Source organism: Sphingomonas sp. (assembly GCF_041661825.1).
Taxonomy (GTDB): domain Bacteria; phylum Pseudomonadota; class Alphaproteobacteria; order Sphingomonadales; family Sphingomonadaceae; genus Sphingomonas.
The window spans coordinates 9,314-30,740 of the sequence record NZ_JBAZTU010000002.1; the positions used below are offsets into that span (position 1 = coordinate 9,314).

Annotated in this window: 9 protein-coding genes; 3 read left to right on the forward strand and 6 right to left on the reverse strand. The window is 66.0% G+C overall.

Annotated elements, in window-relative coordinates; all coding sequences use genetic code 11:
* The first annotated feature begins 37 nt into the window (after window positions 1-37).
* Genes WC729_RS07160 through WC729_RS07170 form a run of 3 tightly spaced genes read left to right on the forward strand, consistent with a single transcriptional unit; the run spans window position 38 to window position 13,905 of the window.
* Complete coding sequence (locus WC729_RS07160) at window positions 38-12,433, forward strand: filamentous haemagglutinin family protein (protein ID WP_372851051.1); 12,396 nt, start codon at window positions 38-40, stop codon at window positions 12,431-12,433.
* 40 nt (window positions 12,434-12,473) lie between these two features.
* Window positions 12,474-13,286 (forward strand): SapC family protein, encoded by an 813-nt coding sequence (locus WC729_RS07165; protein WP_372851053.1) that lies wholly within the window; start codon window positions 12,474-12,476, stop codon window positions 13,284-13,286.
* A gap of 4 nt (window positions 13,287-13,290) precedes the next feature.
* A complete protein-coding gene (locus tag WC729_RS07170) occupies window positions 13,291-13,905 on the forward strand; it encodes an OmpH family outer membrane protein (RefSeq protein WP_372851055.1) in 615 nt (204 codons plus the stop codon).
* Between the two features lie 35 nt (window positions 13,906-13,940).
* Here WC729_RS07170 and WC729_RS07175 read toward each other — a convergent pair whose 3' ends face one another.
* Genes WC729_RS07175 through WC729_RS07200 form a run of 6 tightly spaced genes read right to left on the reverse strand, consistent with a single transcriptional unit; the run spans window position 13,941 to window position 21,325 of the window.
* Window positions 13,941-15,161: a mandelate racemase/muconate lactonizing enzyme family protein gene (locus WC729_RS07175; RefSeq protein WP_372851057.1), complete on the reverse strand. Its 1,221-nt coding sequence runs from the start codon at window positions 15,159-15,161 to the stop codon at window positions 13,941-13,943.
* Window positions 15,158-16,153 carry a glycoside hydrolase family 88 protein gene (locus tag WC729_RS07180; RefSeq protein ID WP_372851059.1) on the reverse strand — a complete coding sequence of 332 codons (996 nt, stop codon included), beginning with the start codon at window positions 16,151-16,153 and terminating at the stop codon, window positions 15,158-15,160. The genes WC729_RS07175 and WC729_RS07180 overlap by 4 nt, the downstream gene beginning before the upstream one ends.
* Window positions 16,150-16,971 (reverse strand): SMP-30/gluconolactonase/LRE family protein, encoded by an 822-nt coding sequence (locus WC729_RS07185; RefSeq protein ID WP_372851061.1) that lies wholly within the window; start codon window positions 16,969-16,971, stop codon window positions 16,150-16,152. Before WC729_RS07185 ends, WC729_RS07180 begins: the two co-directional genes overlap by 4 nt.
* A 19-nt stretch (window positions 16,972-16,990) precedes the next feature.
* Window positions 16,991-17,902, reverse strand: a complete 912-nt coding sequence (locus tag WC729_RS07190) for a 2-dehydro-3-deoxygalactonokinase (protein WP_372851063.1) — start codon at window positions 17,900-17,902, stop codon at window positions 16,991-16,993.
* Entirely contained in the window at window positions 17,886-18,623 is a 738-nt protein-coding gene (locus WC729_RS07195; RefSeq protein ID WP_372851065.1) for an SDR family NAD(P)-dependent oxidoreductase, read from the reverse strand. Before WC729_RS07195 ends, WC729_RS07190 begins: the two co-directional genes overlap by 17 nt.
* Window positions 18,624-18,655: 32 nt before the next feature.
* Window positions 18,656-21,325 (reverse strand): TonB-dependent receptor, encoded by a 2,670-nt coding sequence (locus WC729_RS07200; protein WP_372851067.1) that lies wholly within the window; start codon window positions 21,323-21,325, stop codon window positions 18,656-18,658.
* Window positions 21,326-21,427: the final 102 nt, after the last annotated feature.

Below are 21,427 nucleotides of genomic sequence, written 5' to 3' on the forward strand. Positions count from 1 at the left end.
TCCTTCGGTCCAGCCAGACCAGACCCTGGAGCATATCGTGACTCATCCCCGCCTTACCCGCCCGACCGACCGCCAGCGCAGCCCTTCCGGCGCCAAGCTGCTCAACAGCGCCAGCCTTGCCGCGCTGGCGGTCGCCGCGAGCTTTGCCGGGGCCGGGCGGGCGGGCGCGCAGGATTTCAACTCGATGGTCGCGATGCAGGCCGGCCGGGTCGTGCTGCCCGACGGCACCGTCTCGCAATGGTCCGGCGCGAACACCCCCTCCACCGGCATCGGGGCCGATGGCCGGCCGACGATGACGATCCAGCAGACCAAGGCCAAGGCGCTGCTCGATTGGCAACAGTTCCAACTCAAGACCAACGAGGTGCTCGAATTCCAGCAGCAATCGGCCGACTGGATCGCGGTCAACCGCGTGCACGGCACGGCGGCGGCGCGGATCGACGGCGAGATTCGCGCGCCGGGCCGGGTGTTCATCTTCAACGACAATGGCGTGCTGATCGGCGACGGCGCGAAGATCAACGTCCGCCAGCTCGTCACCGGCGCGGGCGTCTCCGACGTCAATGTCGACGGCAAGGTCACGACGATCGTCCAGTCGCGCGACAAGGCGATCCTCAACTGGTCCGACATGTCGAGCCAGGCGGGCGACGTGCTGCGGTTCCAGCAGGAGAAGAAGAACTGGATCGCGCTCAACCGGTCGCTGGCGCAGGGCACCACGGTCCTCAGGGGCGATATCAAGGCGGACGGCGAAATCTATCTCGTCGCGCCGCAGGGCCTTTCGATCGACGGCAAGGTGCAGGCCCAGCAGGTGATCGCCTCGGCGCTCGACATCCGCGATGCGCAGTTCAATGCCGGGCTCACCACGTTCCTCGGCGATGCCAACAACCGCTGGGACCCGACCTTCAGCAACAGCTGGAACTTCAAGGGTATTTTCGGCGGATCGCCCTATACCGACATCCTCACGCCGCCGCCGCCGGTCGACGATCCCAATGATCCGCTGCGCTACAAGCTGACCATCGGCAGGAACGGGTCGATCGAGACCGGCTCGTTCGGCAAGGTCATGCTGTTCGGACCCGCCGTCACCAATCGCGGCCTGATCAGCGTGCGCGACGAGGGCCAGGTGATCCTCGCCGCAGGCGATAACATCTATCTGACCGGCGACGGCAAGAATGTGAACGCCGTCGTCGGCGCGTTCAATCCGATCTCGTTCATGCGCGTCAACATCCCCTATATGGGCCTGGGCAGCATCAACAGCCAGCAACAGGTGGATTTCTGGAAGCGGGTCGCCAATCTTGGCCTGCATATCGGCGACTATCTGCCCGACGCAGGCCAGCGCTATTTGGCCTATCTCAATCAGATCCAGTACGACCGCGAGGCAGCAGTCGGCTTCCATGCCCGCAACGAGGGCATCATCCGCGCGACGGGCGGCGGACGCGTCGACTTCCGGGGGCTCCAGCTCGAACAGATGGGCGCGATCGAGATGACCTCGACGGCGCTGTTCCGCGCATCGGTGAGCTTCCTCACCACCGCCTACGACTATCAGGAATATGTCAACAACGGCGAGAATGGGCCGATCGCGCCGGGCAATGGCGATGTGATCTTCGGCAAGGGCAGCCTGACCCAGATCACGCCCGATCTCGATGCGATCGACACCATTCCGCTCAGCTCGGGCGCACAGTCGGTCGGGACGATCCGGATCAATGCGGCGCGCGTGCACATGCAAGAGGATTCGATCCTCTACATGCCGAGCGGTACGCTCAACGTGCTGCTCGACGACGCCGGCTTCGTCTTTGGCGGCAACCGCGGCGCCGGTGCGAACCAGAACAATGAAAGCGGCACGCGCTTCCTGATGGACCGCGGCGCGACGATCGACCTGTCAGGCTGGCAGGAGACGATCCTGCCGATGGGCTTCCACCAGGTCACCGGCAAGCTCTTCGCGGCACAGCTCGCCGATTCCCCGCTGCAACGCGACGGGCCCTTCTACCGCAAGGAGATCACCGTCGATCGCCGCTACGGCACGAACCTGGCCAATTGGGAGAGCTTCGACAATCTCAACCAGGGCACGCTCGCCCAATTCCTGATCAATGGCGGCACGTTCACGATGGACGTGGACGACGACTTCATCATGAAAGCGGGCTCGGTCATCGACGTCTCGGGCGGCAAGGTGACCTACCAGGCCGGCTATATCAACACGACCCTGATCCGCACGCTCGACAACCGCGTGATCGACATCCGCGAGGCCGATCCCGACCAGCTCTATATGGGCTTTGCCGACCAATTTGTCGTCTACGACACCAAATGGCGCACCCAGAAAAACTATTATATCCCGTTCATGTCGAGCACCATCGGGCGCTACGAGGACGGCTATGTCGAGGGCGGCAACGCCGGATCGATCACCATCATCGCGCCCGATACCCTGCTTCAGGGCACCTTGCTCGGCGGCGTGACCGTCGGCAAATATCAGCGCAACAATTTGCCGACCGCCGGCGCCTTCTCGCTCAATGACGTAGGCGAGAGCGAAGGCGAATATTCCAGCAACAACGTGATCGTCGCCGCGATGGAAGCGGCGCTGCCGGACAATTTCGGGCTCGATACCAAGCTGAGCGACAGCTTCGGCGATACCTTCGGGGTCGAGTTCGATCCGGAGACGCAGAAGCGCGGCACTTCGGGCCGCACGTCGGACAATACCACGCTCACCTCGGCCAACATGTTCAACCGGTCGACGATGGGCAGCTATTATTTCCGGCAGCAGAACCGCGTCGCCGAGAATCTTCCCAATTTCCCGCCGGCCGACGGCACGGCGGTCACCGTCGAGGCCGGCGCGAACCTCAACCTCGCCAATGGCGGCTCGCTGACCATCGCGGCCGGCGAGCGCGTCGAATTCCTCGGCAGCTTCCGCAGCGAGGGCGGCGCCTTCTCGCTCCGCGGCATCAGCGTCAAGTTCGGCGCCGACACGCGGATCGACACGCGCGGCTCCTGGTACAACGACACCAATGCCGACGCAGCCGGCCTGCTCCTCGCGCCGCGAGTCAATGGCGGCAGTATCAGCATCACCGGGTCGAACGCCGGCGAGCATCCGGTTGGCGACGCGAGCTTCATCCTGCCCGATACGATGGTGCTGGACAGCTCGGGCGGCGGCTGGGTCGATGGCGACGGCAAGCTGAAGCTCGGCCGGGGCGGCGACATCGCGATCGGCATGGCCTATCAGGCCGACGACGCGGTGGATCTCTCCGCCCTGTCGCATGCCCGCGCTTATGGCCTGGGCGGCAACGGCGCCTATTCGCTCTCGATCAACCGCGCGGTCTATATCGGCGATGCGCTGCCGGACGAGGCCCAGGGCGGCCTGGCACCGCTACTGCTGACGCCGGATTTCTTCGCGAACAGCGGCTTCTCGAAGATTAGCCTGAGCGCGCCGACCGTCACCATCGGCGACGGCGTGAAGGTCGAGGCGCGCAGCGCGACCTTGCAACTCGGCTATCCTTCGCTCGACGGCAGCGGGACGAGCTATCTCGACTTCAGGTCGGGCACCGACATCTATGACGTCGCGACCATTGGAACCTTGCCGGTCGAGCAGCGCAGCGCGGCGCTCCGCCGCGGCATGGACCTGAACTTCGGCGGCTTCACCACCCTCGGCGAGGGCGCCTATCTCGGCGTCGAAGCGGGTGGCAGCATCGTGCTTCGCTCCAGCGACATCGCCGGTACGCTGTCGGCGCCGGGCGGCAAGATCGACATCCAGGCAAGCAATGGCAGCATCAACATCCACTCCTCGGCGCAGTTGCTCGCGCCGGGCGTGGCGCTGATCACTGACCGGTCGCTATCGGCCGAGGGCCGCGAACTGCTGAGCGGTATCGTGATGCCGGGCGGCACGATCAGCCTGGGCGCCAAGAGCCTGATGATCGGCGACGGCGCGATCCTCGACGTGTCGGGCGCGCACGCATTGTTCGATCTGCCCGGTGCCGGCGGGGCGCGGCAGCCGACCCTGGTCGGGTCGAACGGCGGCTCTATCCTCGTCGCGGGCGCCGTGCTGTCAGTCGACGGCGCGGACTACCGTGCGGCGGCGGGGGCGCCGGGCGCGCGCGGCGGCGCCTTCTCGATCAATTGGGGCGTACCCTATGGCGCGCCGTCGAATAACGGCCCAGGCGCAAACCAGATCTACGACTATTTCTCCTATCTGTTCGACTACGGTTATGTGGTCGACAAGGACGGCAACACCCTCACCAGCTTCTTCGGGACCGATCTCAGCAACATCGATTGGGACAGCCAGTTCGGCATCCATCTCGATTTTGCCCCAGGCTTCAAGGTCGAGAGCCGCGCCGCGTTCGAGGAACTGCTCAACCGCTTCAACGGTGCCGCGGCCGGTGCGCCGCCGCTGTTCCTCATCGGCGACAATCTGACTCCGCCCGTGCCGCAGATCGGCCCGCCGGTTCTGGTCGACACCGGGCTTCGCCAGTTCCTCGAAGTGTTCGGCTATATCTTCCCGGAGACCAGCACCACCGCACCGTCGGTCACGGTGTTGTCGACCGACAGGATTGCGCGGGGCGGCTTCTCGACACTCTCCATCTCGTCGAGCCCGGCAGTGATCTTCGCCGGCGACACCACGCTTGGCGGGCGCCGCGCCGATGGCAGCTTTGTCTTCGACCGGATCAATTTGAGCGCGCCCGTCCTGACCGCGACGCAGGGCTCGGACGTGCGAATCGAGGCGGGCATCGTCTCGCTCAATCAGAGCGGCGGGTCAGTCGACGGCGCGGTCGATATGGCGACCTATATCAACGCGCTCACGGCGAACGGCGTCTCGGCCAGCGGTGCCGACACGCGCCTTACCATCACGGCGGGTCCGCTGCTCGAGGTTCGCGGTGCCGAATTCTACGGTATCGGCGACACGTTGCTGGCGAGCGCCGGCGACATCCGCCTGATCGCGGTGCCCGGCCCGACAACTCAGGGCATGGGCCAGATCCATTCCACCGGCACGCTGTCGTTCAAGGCCGACCAGATCTACGCCAACACTGCGGCGATCTTCACCATCGCCTCCGATCGCGCGATCAACATCCTGCCTCAGGATGCCGGCACGTCGATCAACGGCACGCCTTATGAGGCAGCCGCGCAGCTGACCCTGCACGCGCCGCGCATCACCCAGGGCGGCACGCTGCGCTCGCCGCTCGGTACCATCACCTTCGACGCCTATGTCGATGGAACCGCCGGTTCGGGCACGCTCACCCTGCTCAGCGGCAGCATGACCTCAGTCAACGCCGATGGCCATGTCATCCCCTACGGCGTGCTGCAGAATGGCGACACCTGGATCGATCCGATCACGGGCAAGGAACTGCGCTCGCTTCCCGCCAAGGCGATCAACCTGAAGGGCGACATGGTCGACCTGCAGTCGGGGGCGATCCTCGACGTCGCCGGCAGCGGCGATTTCTACGCGCGCGAATTCATCCCCGGCATCGGCGGCGGCTATGACTGGCTGACCGGCTATCGCGACCAGGATTACAATTGGGTGGCGGACGGCAGCCAGGTCTTCGCGGTGCTGCCCGATTATGAGGGCGACATCGCGCCGTTCGGCCTGGGCGGCAACAGCCTGGGCATCGGCGACAAGATCTATCTCTCAGGCGGAAGCGGCCTGAAGGCGGGCTATTACACGCTGCTGCCCGCTGCCTATGCCATGCTGCCCGGCGCATACCGCGTCAGCGCCAACCAGCATTATGCTGGCGACTATACCGATATGGCGCTGGGCGAGGTGAAGCAGAATCTCGACGGGTCGACCATTCAGGCAGGCTATCGCTTCACCGCTGGCTCCAGCGTCCGCGATCCGTACAATACCGGCTATCTGGTGATGAACGGCGCAACCTTGCGCACGCGCTCCGGCTATCAGGAAGCGAACGCGAGCACCTTCTTCATCTCGCCCGCGTTCCTGAAAAAGGCACTGCGGACCAACAGCCCGCTCGGCGAAATCCCGCGTATCCCGATCGACGGCGGCAGCGTGGTGATCGAGGCGGGCAAGCAGCTGGTCCTCGATGCGACGCTCAAGTCGAAGGCTGGCAAGGGCGGCCGCGGCGGCTTCGCCGACATCAAGGCCGGCAAGATCGCCGTGATCGGCGCCGATACCGATGTCAGCAAATATGACGGTTACCTGCTGCTCGACAGCGACCGGCTCAACGGCTTCGGCGCGGAGAGCCTGTTACTCGGCGGCGTCAGGCACCAGGGCGCGGTCAATCTCGAGCTCACCATCGGTGCAACCGATGTGGTGGTCGACAACAAGGGCTCCGTGCTGAGCGGCCCGGAAATCCTGCTGGCGGCGAGCAACGGCATCCGCGTCGAGCAGGGCGCGGCGATCAAGACCGAGGGGCAGATCAGCGGCAGCTCGGGCGATCTGCGCATCCTGCCCGCGATCGCGGCTTTCAAGGACGATATGGGGACGCCCTGGGATTATGACGATGTGCCGATCCACGGCGTGCTCGACCAGGGCGCCGTGCTGCGCCTGTCGTCGAGCGAGCAGGTCGACATCCTGCGCAACATCGCGGCGGTCGATGACCTGAACGCGTTGTTCGCCGATCCGGCGCGGCTCGCTACGGTCAACGCCGTGCGCGTATCGAAGGGGCTTGCCCCGCTGGTGCAGGGCGGCAACCTCGCCATCTCCGACGGGGCGAGCCTCTCCAGTTCCCGCTCGCTCGCGATGGATGCGACGCACAACACCTCGCTCGCCAGCGGCGCATCGCTGTCGGCGCGCCAGATCAGTGCGGCGTCGTCGCGCGTCAGCGTAGGCGACGTGCCTGCCGGTACCGAAGGCCTGGTGTTCGCGGGCGGATCGCTCGGCGCGCTCCGGGCGGCCGAGGATATCGCGCTCAAGAGCTATTCGACGATCGACTTCTTCGGCGGCGCGACCCTGCGCGCCGATGGCAGCCTGACGCTCGACACGCGCGAAGTGCGGGTGCTGGCGGCCGACGGCAAGACCGTGACGATCGCGGGCAAGACGCTGACGCTCGCCAACAGCAATGGCGGTGGCGCCACCGCCGCGATCGGCAATGCCGACCTGCTGCTGCAGGGCGACAATGTCTATTTCTCCGGGGGCGACAAGCGCATCTCGGGCGCCCGCTCGGTCTCGATCGAGGCCACGCAGCGCGTGATCGGCCAGGATGACGGCACGCTGTTCGTGCCCGGCACGCTCTCGGTCAAAGCCGGCGCGATCACTGCGGAAAGCGGCTCGCGGCTGTTCTTCGATGCCGGCGGCGACGTCGATCTCGCCACGCTCGGCGGCGCGAAGCTCGCCGATTTCGAGACGTTCGGCGCGACGCTCGGCATCACCGGCGCCGCGATCCGCAGCCAGGGCAATATCGCGCTGACCGGCGGCACGGTGAACCTGCGGGCCCGGTCGGGCAATGTGATCCTGGCCGACGGGTCGACGATCGACGTGACCAGCAACATCAGCCAGATCTTCGACGTCAAGGTCGGCGTCGGCGCGGGCACCGTGTCGCTCGTCTCGGACCGCGGCGACGTGACCCTGCTCGGCAATGCCGGGATCAACGTATCGGGCACCAGCGCGGGCGGCGATGCCGGCCTGTTGAGCATTTCGGCCGGCCTTGGCGCGGTCACGCTCGGTGGCGGGGTCAAAGGCACCGCCAATGACGGCTATCGCTCGGGCAGCTTCCAGCTCGTCAGCAAGTCGCTGGGCGACTTCACCGGCCTCAACGCGGCGCTCGATGTCGGCGGCTTCCGCCAGGCGCGGCATTTCGAATTCAACACCGGCGACGCCGTGATCGACGGCGTCATCAAGGTGCGCGATTTCGCCATGGTCGCGAATGATGGCTCGATCAGCCTTGCCGGGACCATCGAGACGCTCGGCGACAATGGCGGCCGGGTCCAGCTTTCGGCAGCGAAAAGCGTGAACCTGCTCGCCGGCAGCCACATCGTCGCCAGGGCGAACAGCGCGACCGGATCGGGCGGCAACGTCTTCCTGGAGACGGTGGGGCGCGATGGCGGCAAGATCGATCTCGCTACGGGTTCGACGATCGACGTGTCCGGCACGGGCGAGGGAGGCCGCCTGGTCCGCCTGCGCGCGCCGCAGATCGGCAACGACATGGCGATCGGCGGGATCGGCAGCACGATCACCGGCGCTCGTTCGGTCGTCGCCGAGGCGTTCCGCACCTATGACGGCATCACCAAGATCGATCGACCGCTGATCGACCAGGTCTCCGCCGACGCGACAGCCTTCATGGCGAATGCCGGGGCGATCCGCGCGCGGCTCGGTTCGGGCGTCACCGTGGCGCCGGGTATCGAGCTCCGCTCGGACGGCGACATGGAGCTGGCGACGGACTGGGATCTCCACAATCTGCGCTTCGACGGCGCGGCGGGCGTGCTCACGCTTCGTGCCAGGGGCGATTTGCTGATCAATGCCAACCTTAGCGACGGGTTCGACGGCAGCCTGCCGACCGCGACCTTGCTCGACGGGCAGAGCTGGGCGTTCAACCTGACTGCCGGCGCGAACATCATCAGCCCGAACTCGCTCGCGGTGCTGCCGCTCGGCCAGCTCGCTTCGGGCAAGGGGTCGCTGATCGTCGGCGGCACCGCCGATACGATCGAATATTATTACGACCCGGCGCACGGCAACGAGCACCGGCTCTACCTGATGGATGGCGAAGGCCGGTTCGTGCAGAGCGGTGGCGAGAGCTACCATCTCGGCTGGATCGAGCTGGAGCGTGACGCCGACGGCGATTATCTCGATCCGCTGACGGGCGCCAAGATCGCCAAGGATCCGGTGACGGGCGACTATGCCGATACCACCACCTATGCGCGCCGGCCGCTGCCCTGGATCTATTTCGATCAGGGGGGTGCCTATGACCGGATGCGCGACGACGGCGCGATCCCGGGCTTCTACAACGACAATTACGGCCAGCCCTACCAGACCGCGCGCCGCTATATCCAATATGACAATTCGACCGGTTACATGGTCCGCACCGGTACCGCGGGGATCAACATCGCGGCCGGCCGCGACCTCGAGCTGAAATACCGGCCATCGGTGATCTACACCGCCGGGCGCCAGGCGCCCGATCTGCCCGGCTTCTATGCGCCGGCCGGGTCGAGCTATGCGGTCAATGGCGGCGACATCGATATCTCGGTCGCCGGCGACATCATCGGGTCGACCAGTCCCCAGCTGCCCGGCAACTGGCTCATGCGCCGCATCAGCATGCTGCCCAACGGGCTGTTCGCGCCGGTGGCCGATCGCGCCTTCGACCAGAGCACCTGGTATATCAGCTTCGCCAACTACCAGTCCGGTATCGGTGCGCTCGGTGGCGGCAATGTCGACATCACGGCGGGCGGCGACATCCTGAACCTCTCGGTCAACCTGCCGACCACCGGGCGGGTGACTGGCAATACCCAGCCGAACGAGGCGATGGCGCTGACCACCTATGGCGGCGGCGACCTCAACATCCGCGCCGGGGGCGATATCGGCAGTGGCAAGTTCTTCGTGGCCGACGGGCTCGGCGCGATCACCGCGGGCGGTGCCTTCACCACGTCCACCAGCGTCGCAACCAACGACATCCGCGGCCAGGGCTATAACGACCTCTATTATTACGATTACGGCCCGCAGAGCTTCGTCCAGCATGCAGTCTACACCACGCTGTTCACCACCAATGGCGAATTCCGCCTCCAGAGCGGCGGCGATCTCGACATCGACGCCGTGCTCGATCCGCTGCTGCCGGTACCATATGCCTCCGCCGGCTTCCTCGGCTACACGCCCAATGCGAAGGTGAATCTGTTCTCGGCGGGCGGCGACGTGACGCTGTGGAACAACTCGACCAATATCGACATGCAATACCGGTTCGGCATCTATGCCAACCCGACCTATGTCGCGGGCACGGCGGAATATCCCTATTCCGGCGCCGCCAACGCCAATTGGGAGCTCTGGCCGAGCGAGGTGAGCGCAGTGGCCGCCTCGGGCGACATCAACATACTCGGCGGGCTGCTGCTGGCGCCGGCCCAGGACGGCTCGCTCGACCTGCTCGCGCGCGGCAGTGTCTTTGTCGGCTACAACACGCATGCGCAGGACGATTTCCAGGTCGATCCGCGGCTGGGCGACCGCTCCAATTATCGCAGCGGGTTCGAAGGCATTTTCCTCAGCCAGGCGAAGCCCGAACTGCTGCGGACGGCACTCAACCCGTTCTTCAACGACGATTACGGCGGCAATCTCTCGCGCGACCAGTTCCTCCAGGCCGGCCAGACGTCGCTCGGCACGGTCGGCTTCAGCCGGCTCGTTCCGCCCGACCTGCATGTCGGTGATACCAAGCCGGTGCGCATCTATGCCGGCGACGGCGACATCGTGACCTCGGCGGGCCTGACCATTCCGAAGTCGCTCTGGCTCCAGGCCGGTGGGAACATCTATTTCCCGAATTATTCGATCCAGCACAACAACATGAACGACCTGAGCCTGATCCGCGCAGGCAAGGGGCTGTATCTCGGCGACGCCTCCTTCATCTCGATCGTCGGCCCGGGCCGGCTCGAGATCGAGACCGGCACCGATCTCTGGATCCCGAGCAACGCCAGGGGGATCACCAGCGGCCAGGTCATGCTGCCGGACGCGAACCCCTATGACACCGTCCCCGCGGAAATCCTGAACCCCGGCCAGAAGGGCGCCGATATCGGCATCTCGGTCGGCTATAATCAGCGGCCCGATTACGAGGCGTTCGACTCCGCCTATCTCAGTGGCGAAGGCATGGCCGACTATCTCGTCAAGGACGACGGCAAGGGCGGCACGCGGTCGATCTACCTGTTCGACCGGCTCTATTCGCGCGGCGACCGTGAGCCCGACGTCGCCTTCATGAGCCCCGAGCTGCGCGAAGGCTTCGTCAACTGGGTGCGCGAGCGCCAGGGCCTCGCGCCGCTCGAGACCGAGGGCGAGCGCAACGAATATCTCCCTACCGCCTATCAATATTGGAGCGGCATCCCGACCTCGGAGACGACGCCGTACGACATGTTCTTCCCCAAGGGCGCCGTGGCGCTGGCGGGGGCCAAGCCCGAATTCTACCTGCCGGAGGAACGCCAGGGCCTGGTCAATTATGTCCGCGGGCTCCAGGGCCTCGCGCCGCTGGCCACTCAGGCGGAACAGGTCGCGTATCTCGACACGGCATTGTCCTATTGGGATGGCCTGGCCGACGCGTTCAAGGTGCCTTTCTACCGCGAAGTCCTGACGATGGAGCTGCGCACCACCGGGCGTGAGGTCAATGCGACCGAAAACCCGCGCTCGGGCACGACCTTCCGTGGTTACGAAGCGATTGCGACGCTCTATCCGGGCGCCGAGAAGCGCGCCGAAGAAGCGCTGGCCACGGGTGAATCCCGCTGGACCGGCGACTTCGAGACCTATGCCAGCCGTGTGCTCTCGACCGGTGGCGGCAGCATCGCGGTGATGGCGCCGGGCGGTTCATTGAAGCTCGCCAACATCGCCGCGCTGCCGGAACAGGTCGGCCAGCCGCCCGCCAACAATGGCCGCGGCGACGCGACCCGGTCGGGCCTGCTCTCGGTCAATGGCGGCGAGATCAACGTGTTCACGCACGACAGCGCGATCGTGAACCAGTCGCGCATCCTGACGGCCAAGGGCGGCAACATCTTCATCTGGTCCAGCTATGGCGACATCGCCGCGGGCAAGGGTGCCAAGACGTCGATCACGCCGACCTTCTTCGACTATACGCTCGACGGCTATTTCCTGATGAACCGCACGCCGGTCGGCCTGCCGAGCGGCGCGGGCATCGGCACCGTCGCCAGCGTGCCCGGCGCGCCCGTCGCCGATGTCGACCTGATCGCGCCGAACGGCATCGTCGATGCCGGTGACGCGGGCATCCGGGTGTCGGGCAACTTCAACGTCTTTGCGGTGCAGATTCTGGGCACCGACAATATCGACGTTGCCGGTATCGCGACCGGCCTGCCGCTGCCGCCGGCGGTGCCGCCGATCCAGCTCGACGACCTGTCGGCGAAATCGAACGACGTGCGCAAGACGATCGAAAGCGCGATCGAGGGAGCCCGGCGCAATGCCACGGTCAAGTCGCCCTCGCTGATCGAGGTGCACGTCACCGGCTATGGCAAGGGCGATTGCCCGGACGAGAGCGTGCGCTGCGATATCGAGCCGGCACCGAGCGCCAGCGCCTCGGAACCCGCGTCGGTCGCTTCCGCGGCACCGGCCGGCACCATGCGCCAGTCGGTCAGCTATGCCATGAACGACGTCACCTTCGATCTGCCGAGCCAGCGCGCGAGCGAAGCGGTGCAGGCGATCGGGCGGCGCGCCAATGTCAGCGTGATCTACGATTCGGGTACGCTGGCCGATCGCAAGCTGCCGCCGTTGCGCGGCAAGATGACGCCCGAACAGGCGCTGACCAGGCTGTTGCAGGGCACCAATGTAACGGTCGAGCGAGTCGGCCCCAGCACGATCGTGATCCGGCCGCGCCGGGTGACCTGAGGGTCCCCGGCCAGTCCATCATCTTATCGGAGAGTATGTGATGTCGTCATCCACCAGCGACGCAGCGGCGTCGCCCGGCCGCTTGCCGCTTTTCTACCGCGATCCCCAGCCGCTTTCGTCCACGCATCATGCGGACTGGCGGCTGAGTGAGGGCGATCTCGCTTTCGCCGAGGAAGCGCCGTTCGTGCCGATCGTCAACGGCGAGATGGTCTCGGCCGCGCGCTGCTATCCGGTGGTGTTCGCCGCGGGCGATGCGGCGCCGGTCGCGGTCCTCGGGCTGGAGCGCGGCAACCTCTTCGCCGCGGACGGGCAATGGGCAGAGGATGCCTATATCCCCGCTTATGTCCGACGTTACCCCTTCGGCTTCATCGCGACGACCGAGCCGGACGGCTTCGTGCTGGCGATCGACGCCGGCTCGCCGCGCGTGCTTCAGTCGGGCGACGAGGGCGGGGCGCTGTTCGAGGATGGCCGGCCGAGCGCGCTGACGCGCCAGGCGCTGCAATTCTGCGACGGCTTCCGCATCGAGGCGCAGGCCACCGAAGCCTTTGCTGCCGCGCTAAATGAGCAGGACCTGCTGATCGAGCGCCGCGCCGACGCAACCCTGCCCGACGGCCGCAAGCTGGGCCTGCACGGCTTTCAGATCGTCGATGTCGAGCGCTTCGCGACGCTCGACGATGCGACGGTGCTGGCCTGGCACCGCAATGGCTGGCTGGCGCTCGTCCATTTCCACCTCGCCTCGCTCGAACGCTTCCCGGCATTGCTGGCGCGGCAGGCGGCGTCCGGCGCGAGTCATCATCCTGAAACCGATGGCGGCCAAGCCGCCGCCGCGCCCCTCGAACCGACAAAGGCCTGAATCCATGTCCCGTATCACCTGCGTAACCCTCGCCCTCGCTCTCCTTGCCGCCAACCCTGCCTCGGCGCAGACCGCCGCCCCGGCCAGCGCCGGCAATGCCGGTCTCGGTGGCCCGGTGGTCGCCGGCGTGTGCCTGTTGTCGCGTGAAGCGATCTTCGCCAACGCGAAGATCGGCGTGGCGGCCTCCACCCGGCTCAAGCAGATTTCCGACGAAGCGCAGGTCGAGGTCGATGCCCAGCGCAAGCCCGTCGACGCCGACGTCCAGGCGTTCCAGAAGGAAGCGGCCAAGCTCACTCCCGAGCAGCGCACGACGCGTCAGCAGGCGCTCGCCACGCGGCTGCAGCCGGTCCAGCAGCTCGCGGCCCAGCGCTCGCGCGAGATCGAGGCAACCCGCAACAAGGGCCTGCAGCAGATCTCGACCGAGGCCCAGCCGGTGATCGCCCAGGTCTATCGCCAGCGTGGCTGCGGCCTGCTGATCGACCGCAGCACCGTGATGGGCGGCAATTTCGCCAATGATCTCACCGCCGATGTGGTAAAGGGGCTCGACGCGAAGGTGACCACGATCTCGCTCAACCGTGAGACGCTGCCACCGGTCGCTGAGGGCGCCACCAGGCCCTGAGGGACTAGCTGCCGCGAGAACCAGCCGGACCAGGCCTATTCGGGTCGCATCCTGCTGACGTGCGCGAGCAGCCTGTCCGGAAGGATGCTGATACCCAACCCCGGATTGTCGGGCGCAGACAGGTGACCGTCATGCAGCTCGATCGGCTGCTCGATCACGGCGTTGCCGATCGGATTGCTGCCGATCCAATATTCGCAGACCAGCGCGTTCGGCATCGCCACGGCAAGATGCGCGCTGGCGGCGACATGGATCGCCGAGCCGATGCTGACATGCGGCTGGTAGGCAAGGCCGAAGCAATCCGCCAGTTCCGCGATCCGGCGGCACTCCGTGATCCCACCGGCACGGCAGACATCGGGCTGCACCACATCGATCGCCCGATTGCGGATCAGCTCCACCGTCTCGTGCCGGCTCATGATCGAATCGAGCGCGATCGGGATGGCGAGCTTCTGTGCGAGTTCGGCATAGCCCTCGACGTCCTCCGGCGGGATTGGCATCTCGAAGAAGCCGATATCGAGCTCTTCGAGCGCCTGGCCCAGCCGGAGCGCATCGGCGCGCGAATAGACGCCGGCTGCATCGACATAGATGGCGAAGCCGTCGCCCATCGCATCGCGCAGCGCCCGGACGACGCGCAGATCGCCGCGCACGCCGCGACCGATCGCGACCTTCACCCCGGTATAGCCTGCCGCTTCGAGCGACTTCGCCTCCGTCACCAATTCGGCGATCGCCGCGTCGGGCGCTTCGAGCGGGAGTGAGGGAATGCCCGACGCATAGACGCGCACGGACTCGCGCATGCGCCCGCCAAGCAGGGAGCAGATCGGTGCATTCGCGGCCTGGCCTGCGAGGTCCCAGAGCGCGATGTCGACGCCAGCGATCGCCTCGAGGTAGAAGCCTGCGCGGTGACCGCGCACGCGCATGCCGGCATACATCCGCTCCCACAGCACCGTGACTTCACGGGGGTCGGCACCGATCAGGATCTGGGTGAGCAGCAGGTCGATGATCGTCGCGGTCGCCTGCGGCGCTACCGGTGCCTTGGCCTCGCCCCAGCCGATATGGCCGGTGTCGGTCTCGATCCGCACCACCACCGTATCGATCGTGCGCGAATAGAGGAAACGGCGGCGCAGCGGCACGGGATATTCGGTCGAAAGCTCGGCCTGGCCGGCCGCGCGCTCGGTACCCCAGGCGCGGCTGCCCCAATAAGGGCGCGTGTCGGTTGGCTCAGCCTGGATGGGGAAGGCCTGGACCCTGACGATCTTCATGCGAACTCCTGGCACAAGGCGAGCAGCAGGGGCCCCTGCCCCCAGGGGAACACGCCGAACGGGCGTGTGGCGTAGGTGGCAAGCGCGCCGACCGGCGTCGCGTCGCTAACCAGCGAGAGCGTGCCGTCGGGCGCGATCTGGGCATGCATCGCGGCGCGGGCGCGACGCTCCATGTCGCCATAGGCGGCCGCATCGAGCAGACCGTGCGTGAACCCCTCGCGGAGCGCATAGGCCGCCATCGCGGCAAGGGTCGATTCGAGATAGGTCGAGGGTTCGTCCAGCACGGTGTGCCACAGACCACTCTCGTCCTGCGTGCGGGCGAGCGCGTCGGCCAGCGCAATCGTGCGCTGGTGCAGCTCCGCCCGGGCTGCGTGCTCGCGCGGCAGCGTCGCCAGCGTATCGACCAGCCCCATCAGCGCCCAGCCATTGCCACGGGCCCAGAGCTGGCCATTCCGGCCGCAGTCGCGCTCGAAACCGTGCATCAGCAGCCCGCCCTCGCCCTGGAGCGCGCGGGCATAGCCGAGCTGTTCTTCCGCTGCCTGATCGAAATAAGCTTGCTCCCCGGTCTCTCGCGCGAGCTCGGCGAGGAACGGACCATCCACGTCCATGCAATCGACCCAGATCTGCCAGCGCCAGCCAGGCGTGTCGCAGCGATGGTAGCGTGCGCCGGTCGGCCCCGGGGGAAAACCGGCGTTAAGCGCGGCAAGCGCTCGCGCGGCGTCGAGGAACCGCGTGTCGCCGGTGCGGCGATAGAGATCGACCAACTCGCGACCGGCACCGACATGATCTTCGTTGCTACGCGCAACGCCCCGGCCGAGCCAGCTACGCAGGATACCGTGGACGAAACCAAAGGGCTCGAGGTCGCCGAGCAGGTCGCCGGCACGCAGCAGCCCGCGCAGTGCGATCCCTTCGCCAAAGCCCCAGACGCGGAAGTTCCACCGCATCGTCACCGCTAGTACGTCGCGCAGGCGCTCGTTTCTCGCGTCCGTCACACGCCCTCCAGATCGATCGCAAAGAGTCCACCCGACCCACCATGGTCAGCCAGTTGCTGCGGACTCAGCCGCATGCGTGACGTGGTGACGAACAGGATCGAACCTGCGAGGCAGAGGCTGCTGATATGCGGCGCCGGAATCGCGAGCGTTTCCAGTAGCGCGCCATCGCCACCGATACGGACGACGCAGGAGCCTCCCCACATCGCAACCCAGAAGCTGCCATCGGGGGCAAGCGTCATCCCGTCGGGCTTGCCCGGCACATTCATGAAGTCGGTAACGATCACCGGTTCGCCCAATCCGCCGCCAAGCACCGGAAGGGCGAGCAGCGTACGCGCGAGCGTGTCGATCACGAACAGCGTGCCGCCATCCGCCGAGAAGGCCATGCCGTTGGGCACGCCGAATCCCTCCGCGACACACAGCGGCTCGGCATCAAATGTGCGTGCGTGGAAGAGCGCGCCGCGCGCGGCGAGCACGCCCTTGTGCATCGCGCCCGCCCAGAGGCCGCCTTTGGAGTCGACCGCCATGTCGTTGAACCGGCAACCCGCACGCACCGCAGCCGCCGGCCCAGGTCGAATGCCGCCATCTGCGCTGACCGTGCAGAAGCCGCCATCGAGTGTAGCGGCCAGCGCACCCGAAGGCGTTGCGGCGAGCGACCATAAAGGCCGGACGAGCGGGGTTTCCTCAAGCCGTCCATCACAAAACCGCAGCAACCGTGGCGTGATCGGATCGACCCAGATGATGCCGTCGCCATCGGCAACCGGAGACTCGCCAATCGCCGCCTCGGGATTGCAGACGAGACGCGCGGGAGTCGCGTACAACCTCACCGCCGCCGCCCGATCATGCCGCCCGCGCTTCGTGCAGCGCACGAAAGCCGGTCAGGCAGGCGTCGCGGGAATCGACCACCCTGGTCGAAACGCCGATCGAGCCGAGCGCGCTCGCATAGAGCCGGCAGAGCGCAGGGTTGCCGACCAGCGGCACGCTGGAACTTGCAAGACCCGGGTTCAGCGCGAGCGCATCGGCAATCTCCGATCCGATCAGCAGCCCGCGGATATAGGAAGCAGCATCGGCACGGAGCAGGTCGCCCCGGATCACGCGCGCGCGGGCACCGAACAACAAAGTGCCAAGACCAAGTCCGCCCGCCCTGCCCGCCGCGACACCGTCAAGAAAGGCAGCGCCGTCTACCGCCTCGCCCTCGACGATCGAGGCGAGCAGGCCCTGGGCGGTCAGCCGATCGAATATCTCACCCGACATGCTGGTAAAAAAGTCGAGGATCCGCCCCCCTTCCAGCCGCGCCCATTTGGTATGCGTGCCCGGCAGTGCGACCAGGCCATCGCCCCCGGCCAGCCCGAGCAGTTCGATCTCCTCGCCGCGCATGATGTCCGGCGCCCCGTCGAACGCCCGGCGGCAGGCGATACCTGGCACGATCCGCACCGTCGCCGACCCAATCTCGGCAGGCGTCGCCGCCCCGGCCAGTTCGCGCAGCCCGGCGGGCGCCTCGGCATAGGGTATCTCGGTCCAGCCGATATTCGATCCGATCATGCCCGACGCATAGATCGGCCCGTGATCGGGCCAGCGCGCGACCAGCATGTCGACCTGTGCCGCCATGCCGGAACGATCGAGCGCGGCGACGCCAGCGGGCGCCGCATAGTCGTCGATTACCGATCCATCCGCCGCGATACGATAGGCGCGGAAGTTCGAGCTGCCCCAATTGATCCCGACGATCTCGCCAGCGTCATCGCCGCGTGACACGCGCGCCTCCGTCTATCGGATGGACGGCGCCGGTGATCCACGACGCGCGATCGGATGCCAGGAACAGGGCAAGCTCGGCAACTTCTTCAGCCGTCCCCAGCCGGGCGAGCGGGTGGCGCAGCGCATTCTCCGCACGGGCGCGCTCGGGATCGGGCTGCAGATCGAACGATCTCCGTAACAAGGGTGTGTCAATCGACGCCGGCGCGATCGCATTTACCCGAATATAGTCGGGCGCGAATTCCAGCGCTGCCGTCCGAGTCAGGCTATCGAGCGCCGCCTTGGACGCCGCATAGGCCGCCAGCGTCGGCGTGGCGAAGTCGGCGTTGATCGAGGAGAGCAATATGATCGCCCCTCTTCCGGCCGCTCGCATCGGCGGAACGCACAGCCGCAACAGTCGCACCGCACCGATCAGGTTCACGTCATAGATATCGGCAAATGCCGCCGGATCGGTGTCGATGGCGCCACCGGGAACCGAGGCGGCCGCGGCATGGACGAGAATGTCCGGCGCGCCGAGCCTCTCAGTCATTCGCGCGAACGCCTCTGCCAGCGCCGTGTCGGACCGCAGGTCGGCAATCAGATCGAGGTCGCAGGCCGCGGACGGTGCCACGTCCAGCCCCGCGACCCTGGCGCCCTCGGCGCGGAACCGGGCGGCGATCGCCGCACCGATTCCGCTTGCCGCCCCGGTCACGAGCGCGACCCGTCCGTCAAGTTCGCCGGCCACTCGTTTCTCCCTCACCCTGCGCTGCGAACGCCTCAAAACTTGGCGCTGACGCTCGCCTTGAACATGCGGCCGAAGAACAGGTTCGTCCGCAACGCCTCCGAGCTTCCGTCATAGGTGCGCTGCTTCTCGTTGAGGAGATTGTTTACTTCGAGGCCGAGCGAAAGGTTCGGCGTGAAATCATAGCGGAAGGTCGCCGACAGATCTGTATAGGTATCGTTGTAGATACCGGTGTTGGCGGCCGACAAGCTGACCAGATAATCGTCGCGCCAATTATAGGCGACACGCAGACTCACCGGGCCCTTCTCGTAATAGCCGATGAGGTTGACGTTGTTCTTCGACAGCCCCGGGAAAGGCAGCACGCGCCCGACGCCATCCCGCATCGGCGTGGTCGAGTCGATATACGAATAGGTGGCGACCATGCCGAAGCCGTCGAGCGCCCCCGGCAGGAAGTAGAAGGGCAGCTGCAACAGCCCCTCGATACCCTTCACCTTGGCACCGGCACCGTTGATGCGGCGATTGATCAGATAGTTGACCCCGGCATAGGTCTCGGCGCTTTGCTGCGAGACGATGAAGGTCGAGACGTCCTTGTAGAACAGCCCGACCGACACGAGCGCCTGCTTGCCGAAATAATATTCGAGCGAGGCGTCGATCTGGTTCGCCTTGTAGGGATTGAGGTTCGGTGCGCCGCCGTTGCCGGTGCCCGGCGTCACCTGCACGCCACCGACGAACACCGCGGTGTTGAACAGGGTGAGGCCGTTGTTGAGGTCGGCGGTGTTGGGAAACGCGACGACCTTGGCCGCGCCCAGGCGGAACAGCATGCCACCGCTCAGGTCGAGCTTCATCGTGGCCGAGGGCAGCCATTCATCGTCGCTGCGCTTGAAAACGGTCGGCGTCGCTGCACCGGACGTGCTGATCAGGTTGCCGATCGAGTCCATGTCGCGGTGCAGATATCGCACGCCGACGTTACCGCTCAGGTCCATGCCGCCAAGCGCCGTCCCGAAATCCACCTTGCCATAGCCTTCGAGGAACTTCTCCTTGATCTCATAGGTGCCCGCGAGCGCATTGGTCGTGCCTGTCGGATTGAGGCACGCGGCCGACTGCGACACCGCCGGGAACGCAGTGAACACGCTGCATCCCGGAGAGACCGCTTCGCTCGAAGTCAGGAACGAGCGCGGCAGGCCCTGGAAATCGCCCGATGCGAAATCGGGGTTCGAATGGAGCGTCAGGAAGGAGGCAAGCTGAGTCGCCGGGATGCCGCCGGCAGGACGGATATCCGCCAGAGACGGCCGGGTCTGCGTATCGAGATTCTGGTAGCGCGCCCCGAAGCCCAGATTCTTCAGGAAACCGCCGCCCAGATCGACGTCCCAATCGGAGCGCGCGGCGGTCGCCTTGGTCTCTGCGCGGTAGAGGTTCTGGAAGAAGATCGTGAAGCGCAGCTGCGCCGGATCGGTCAGGTCGATCCCGCTGATATTGTACGATCCGAAATCGCCCTGCGAGAGATCGAACTGGACGTTAGGTGTGATCGACGCGATCGGCTGAAGGCGGAAATAGATCTGGCGATAGCTGGACGAGGAACGATTGTAGGAGACTTCAGCACTCGCCTTCACGCCGTCGGCCACGTCGAACTTGCCGCGCAACGCCGAGGACCAGGTATCCGCCTTGGTGTCCGCGAATTCGGTGTTGGTCAGCACCGGCGTCGCCGCGGTGCCGGAGAGCAGCACATTGTTCGGCGAATATTTCGCGTTGCTGAGCCCGGTGAGCGGATTGAACGACAACCAATAGCGATCACGGTCGGAAGTGAGCTTCGAATAGAAACTGTCGAGCGTGAACTCGACACCTGGCGAGGGCTTCCACTGGATCACGCCATCCAGGCCGATCTTGCTTCGGCGTTCGTCGATCTCTTCTGGGCGGACGTCCGAATTGCCGAAATGGGCGACGCCGCCGCCATCAGTGAAGCGCGTATAGCCGGCAAAGGTATCGAGGCCCTGCTGCGACAGACGACGCTTGCCCCATGATGCCGAGAGCAGCACGCCCAGCGTATCGCCCGCAAATTTGTGCGAGGCCAGGCCGAACAACTCGTAGCTCGGCTTCTCGCTCAGGTCGTCATAGGTGATACCGGCTTTGGCGGCGATCTGATTGGGCCCGTCGAGCGGCTTGCGGGTCTCGATGTCGATGACGCCGCCGAGCGCGCCGGCGATCTGGTCGGCGCCCGCGAGCTTGGTCACTTCCAGCCGCGAGATCAGTTCGGAGGGCACCAGCGCGAGAATGCCGTAGGTCGAGCTGCCAAGCTGGTCGAGGCCCGTGCCGCCGCGGCCGGTCGCATCGACGATCTCACGCCCGTTGAACAGATAGACATTCTGACGAAGGCCTCGCACCGAGACGTTAGTGCCTTCCGCAATGCCGCGATCGACCTGGATGCCTGAGACGCGGGCGAGCGATTCGGCCACATTACGGTCAGGCAGCTTGCCGATGTCGTCAGCGACGATCGCATCGACGAATTGCGAGGAATCGCGTTTGATGTCGCGCGCGGCACCCAGGCTCTGGCGGATGCCGGTCACGACGATGTCGGGACCTTCCTGACCAGCCGGGGCCGCCGTGTCCGACGGCGCGCTGGCGGTCTGGGCCCAGGCGGGCCCGGCAACCACGAAGGCCGACGCCAATATAGTGGTCGCCAGCAGTCCCTTAACGGCGCGATTCTTCATGCCTCTCCCCTTTCATCCTCTCACGAAGGGCGCTGCGCTGTTACGCTCTGGCGCCCTCGATACGTCTCTATTAAAGCAACAACTATGAACACGCAATACCCT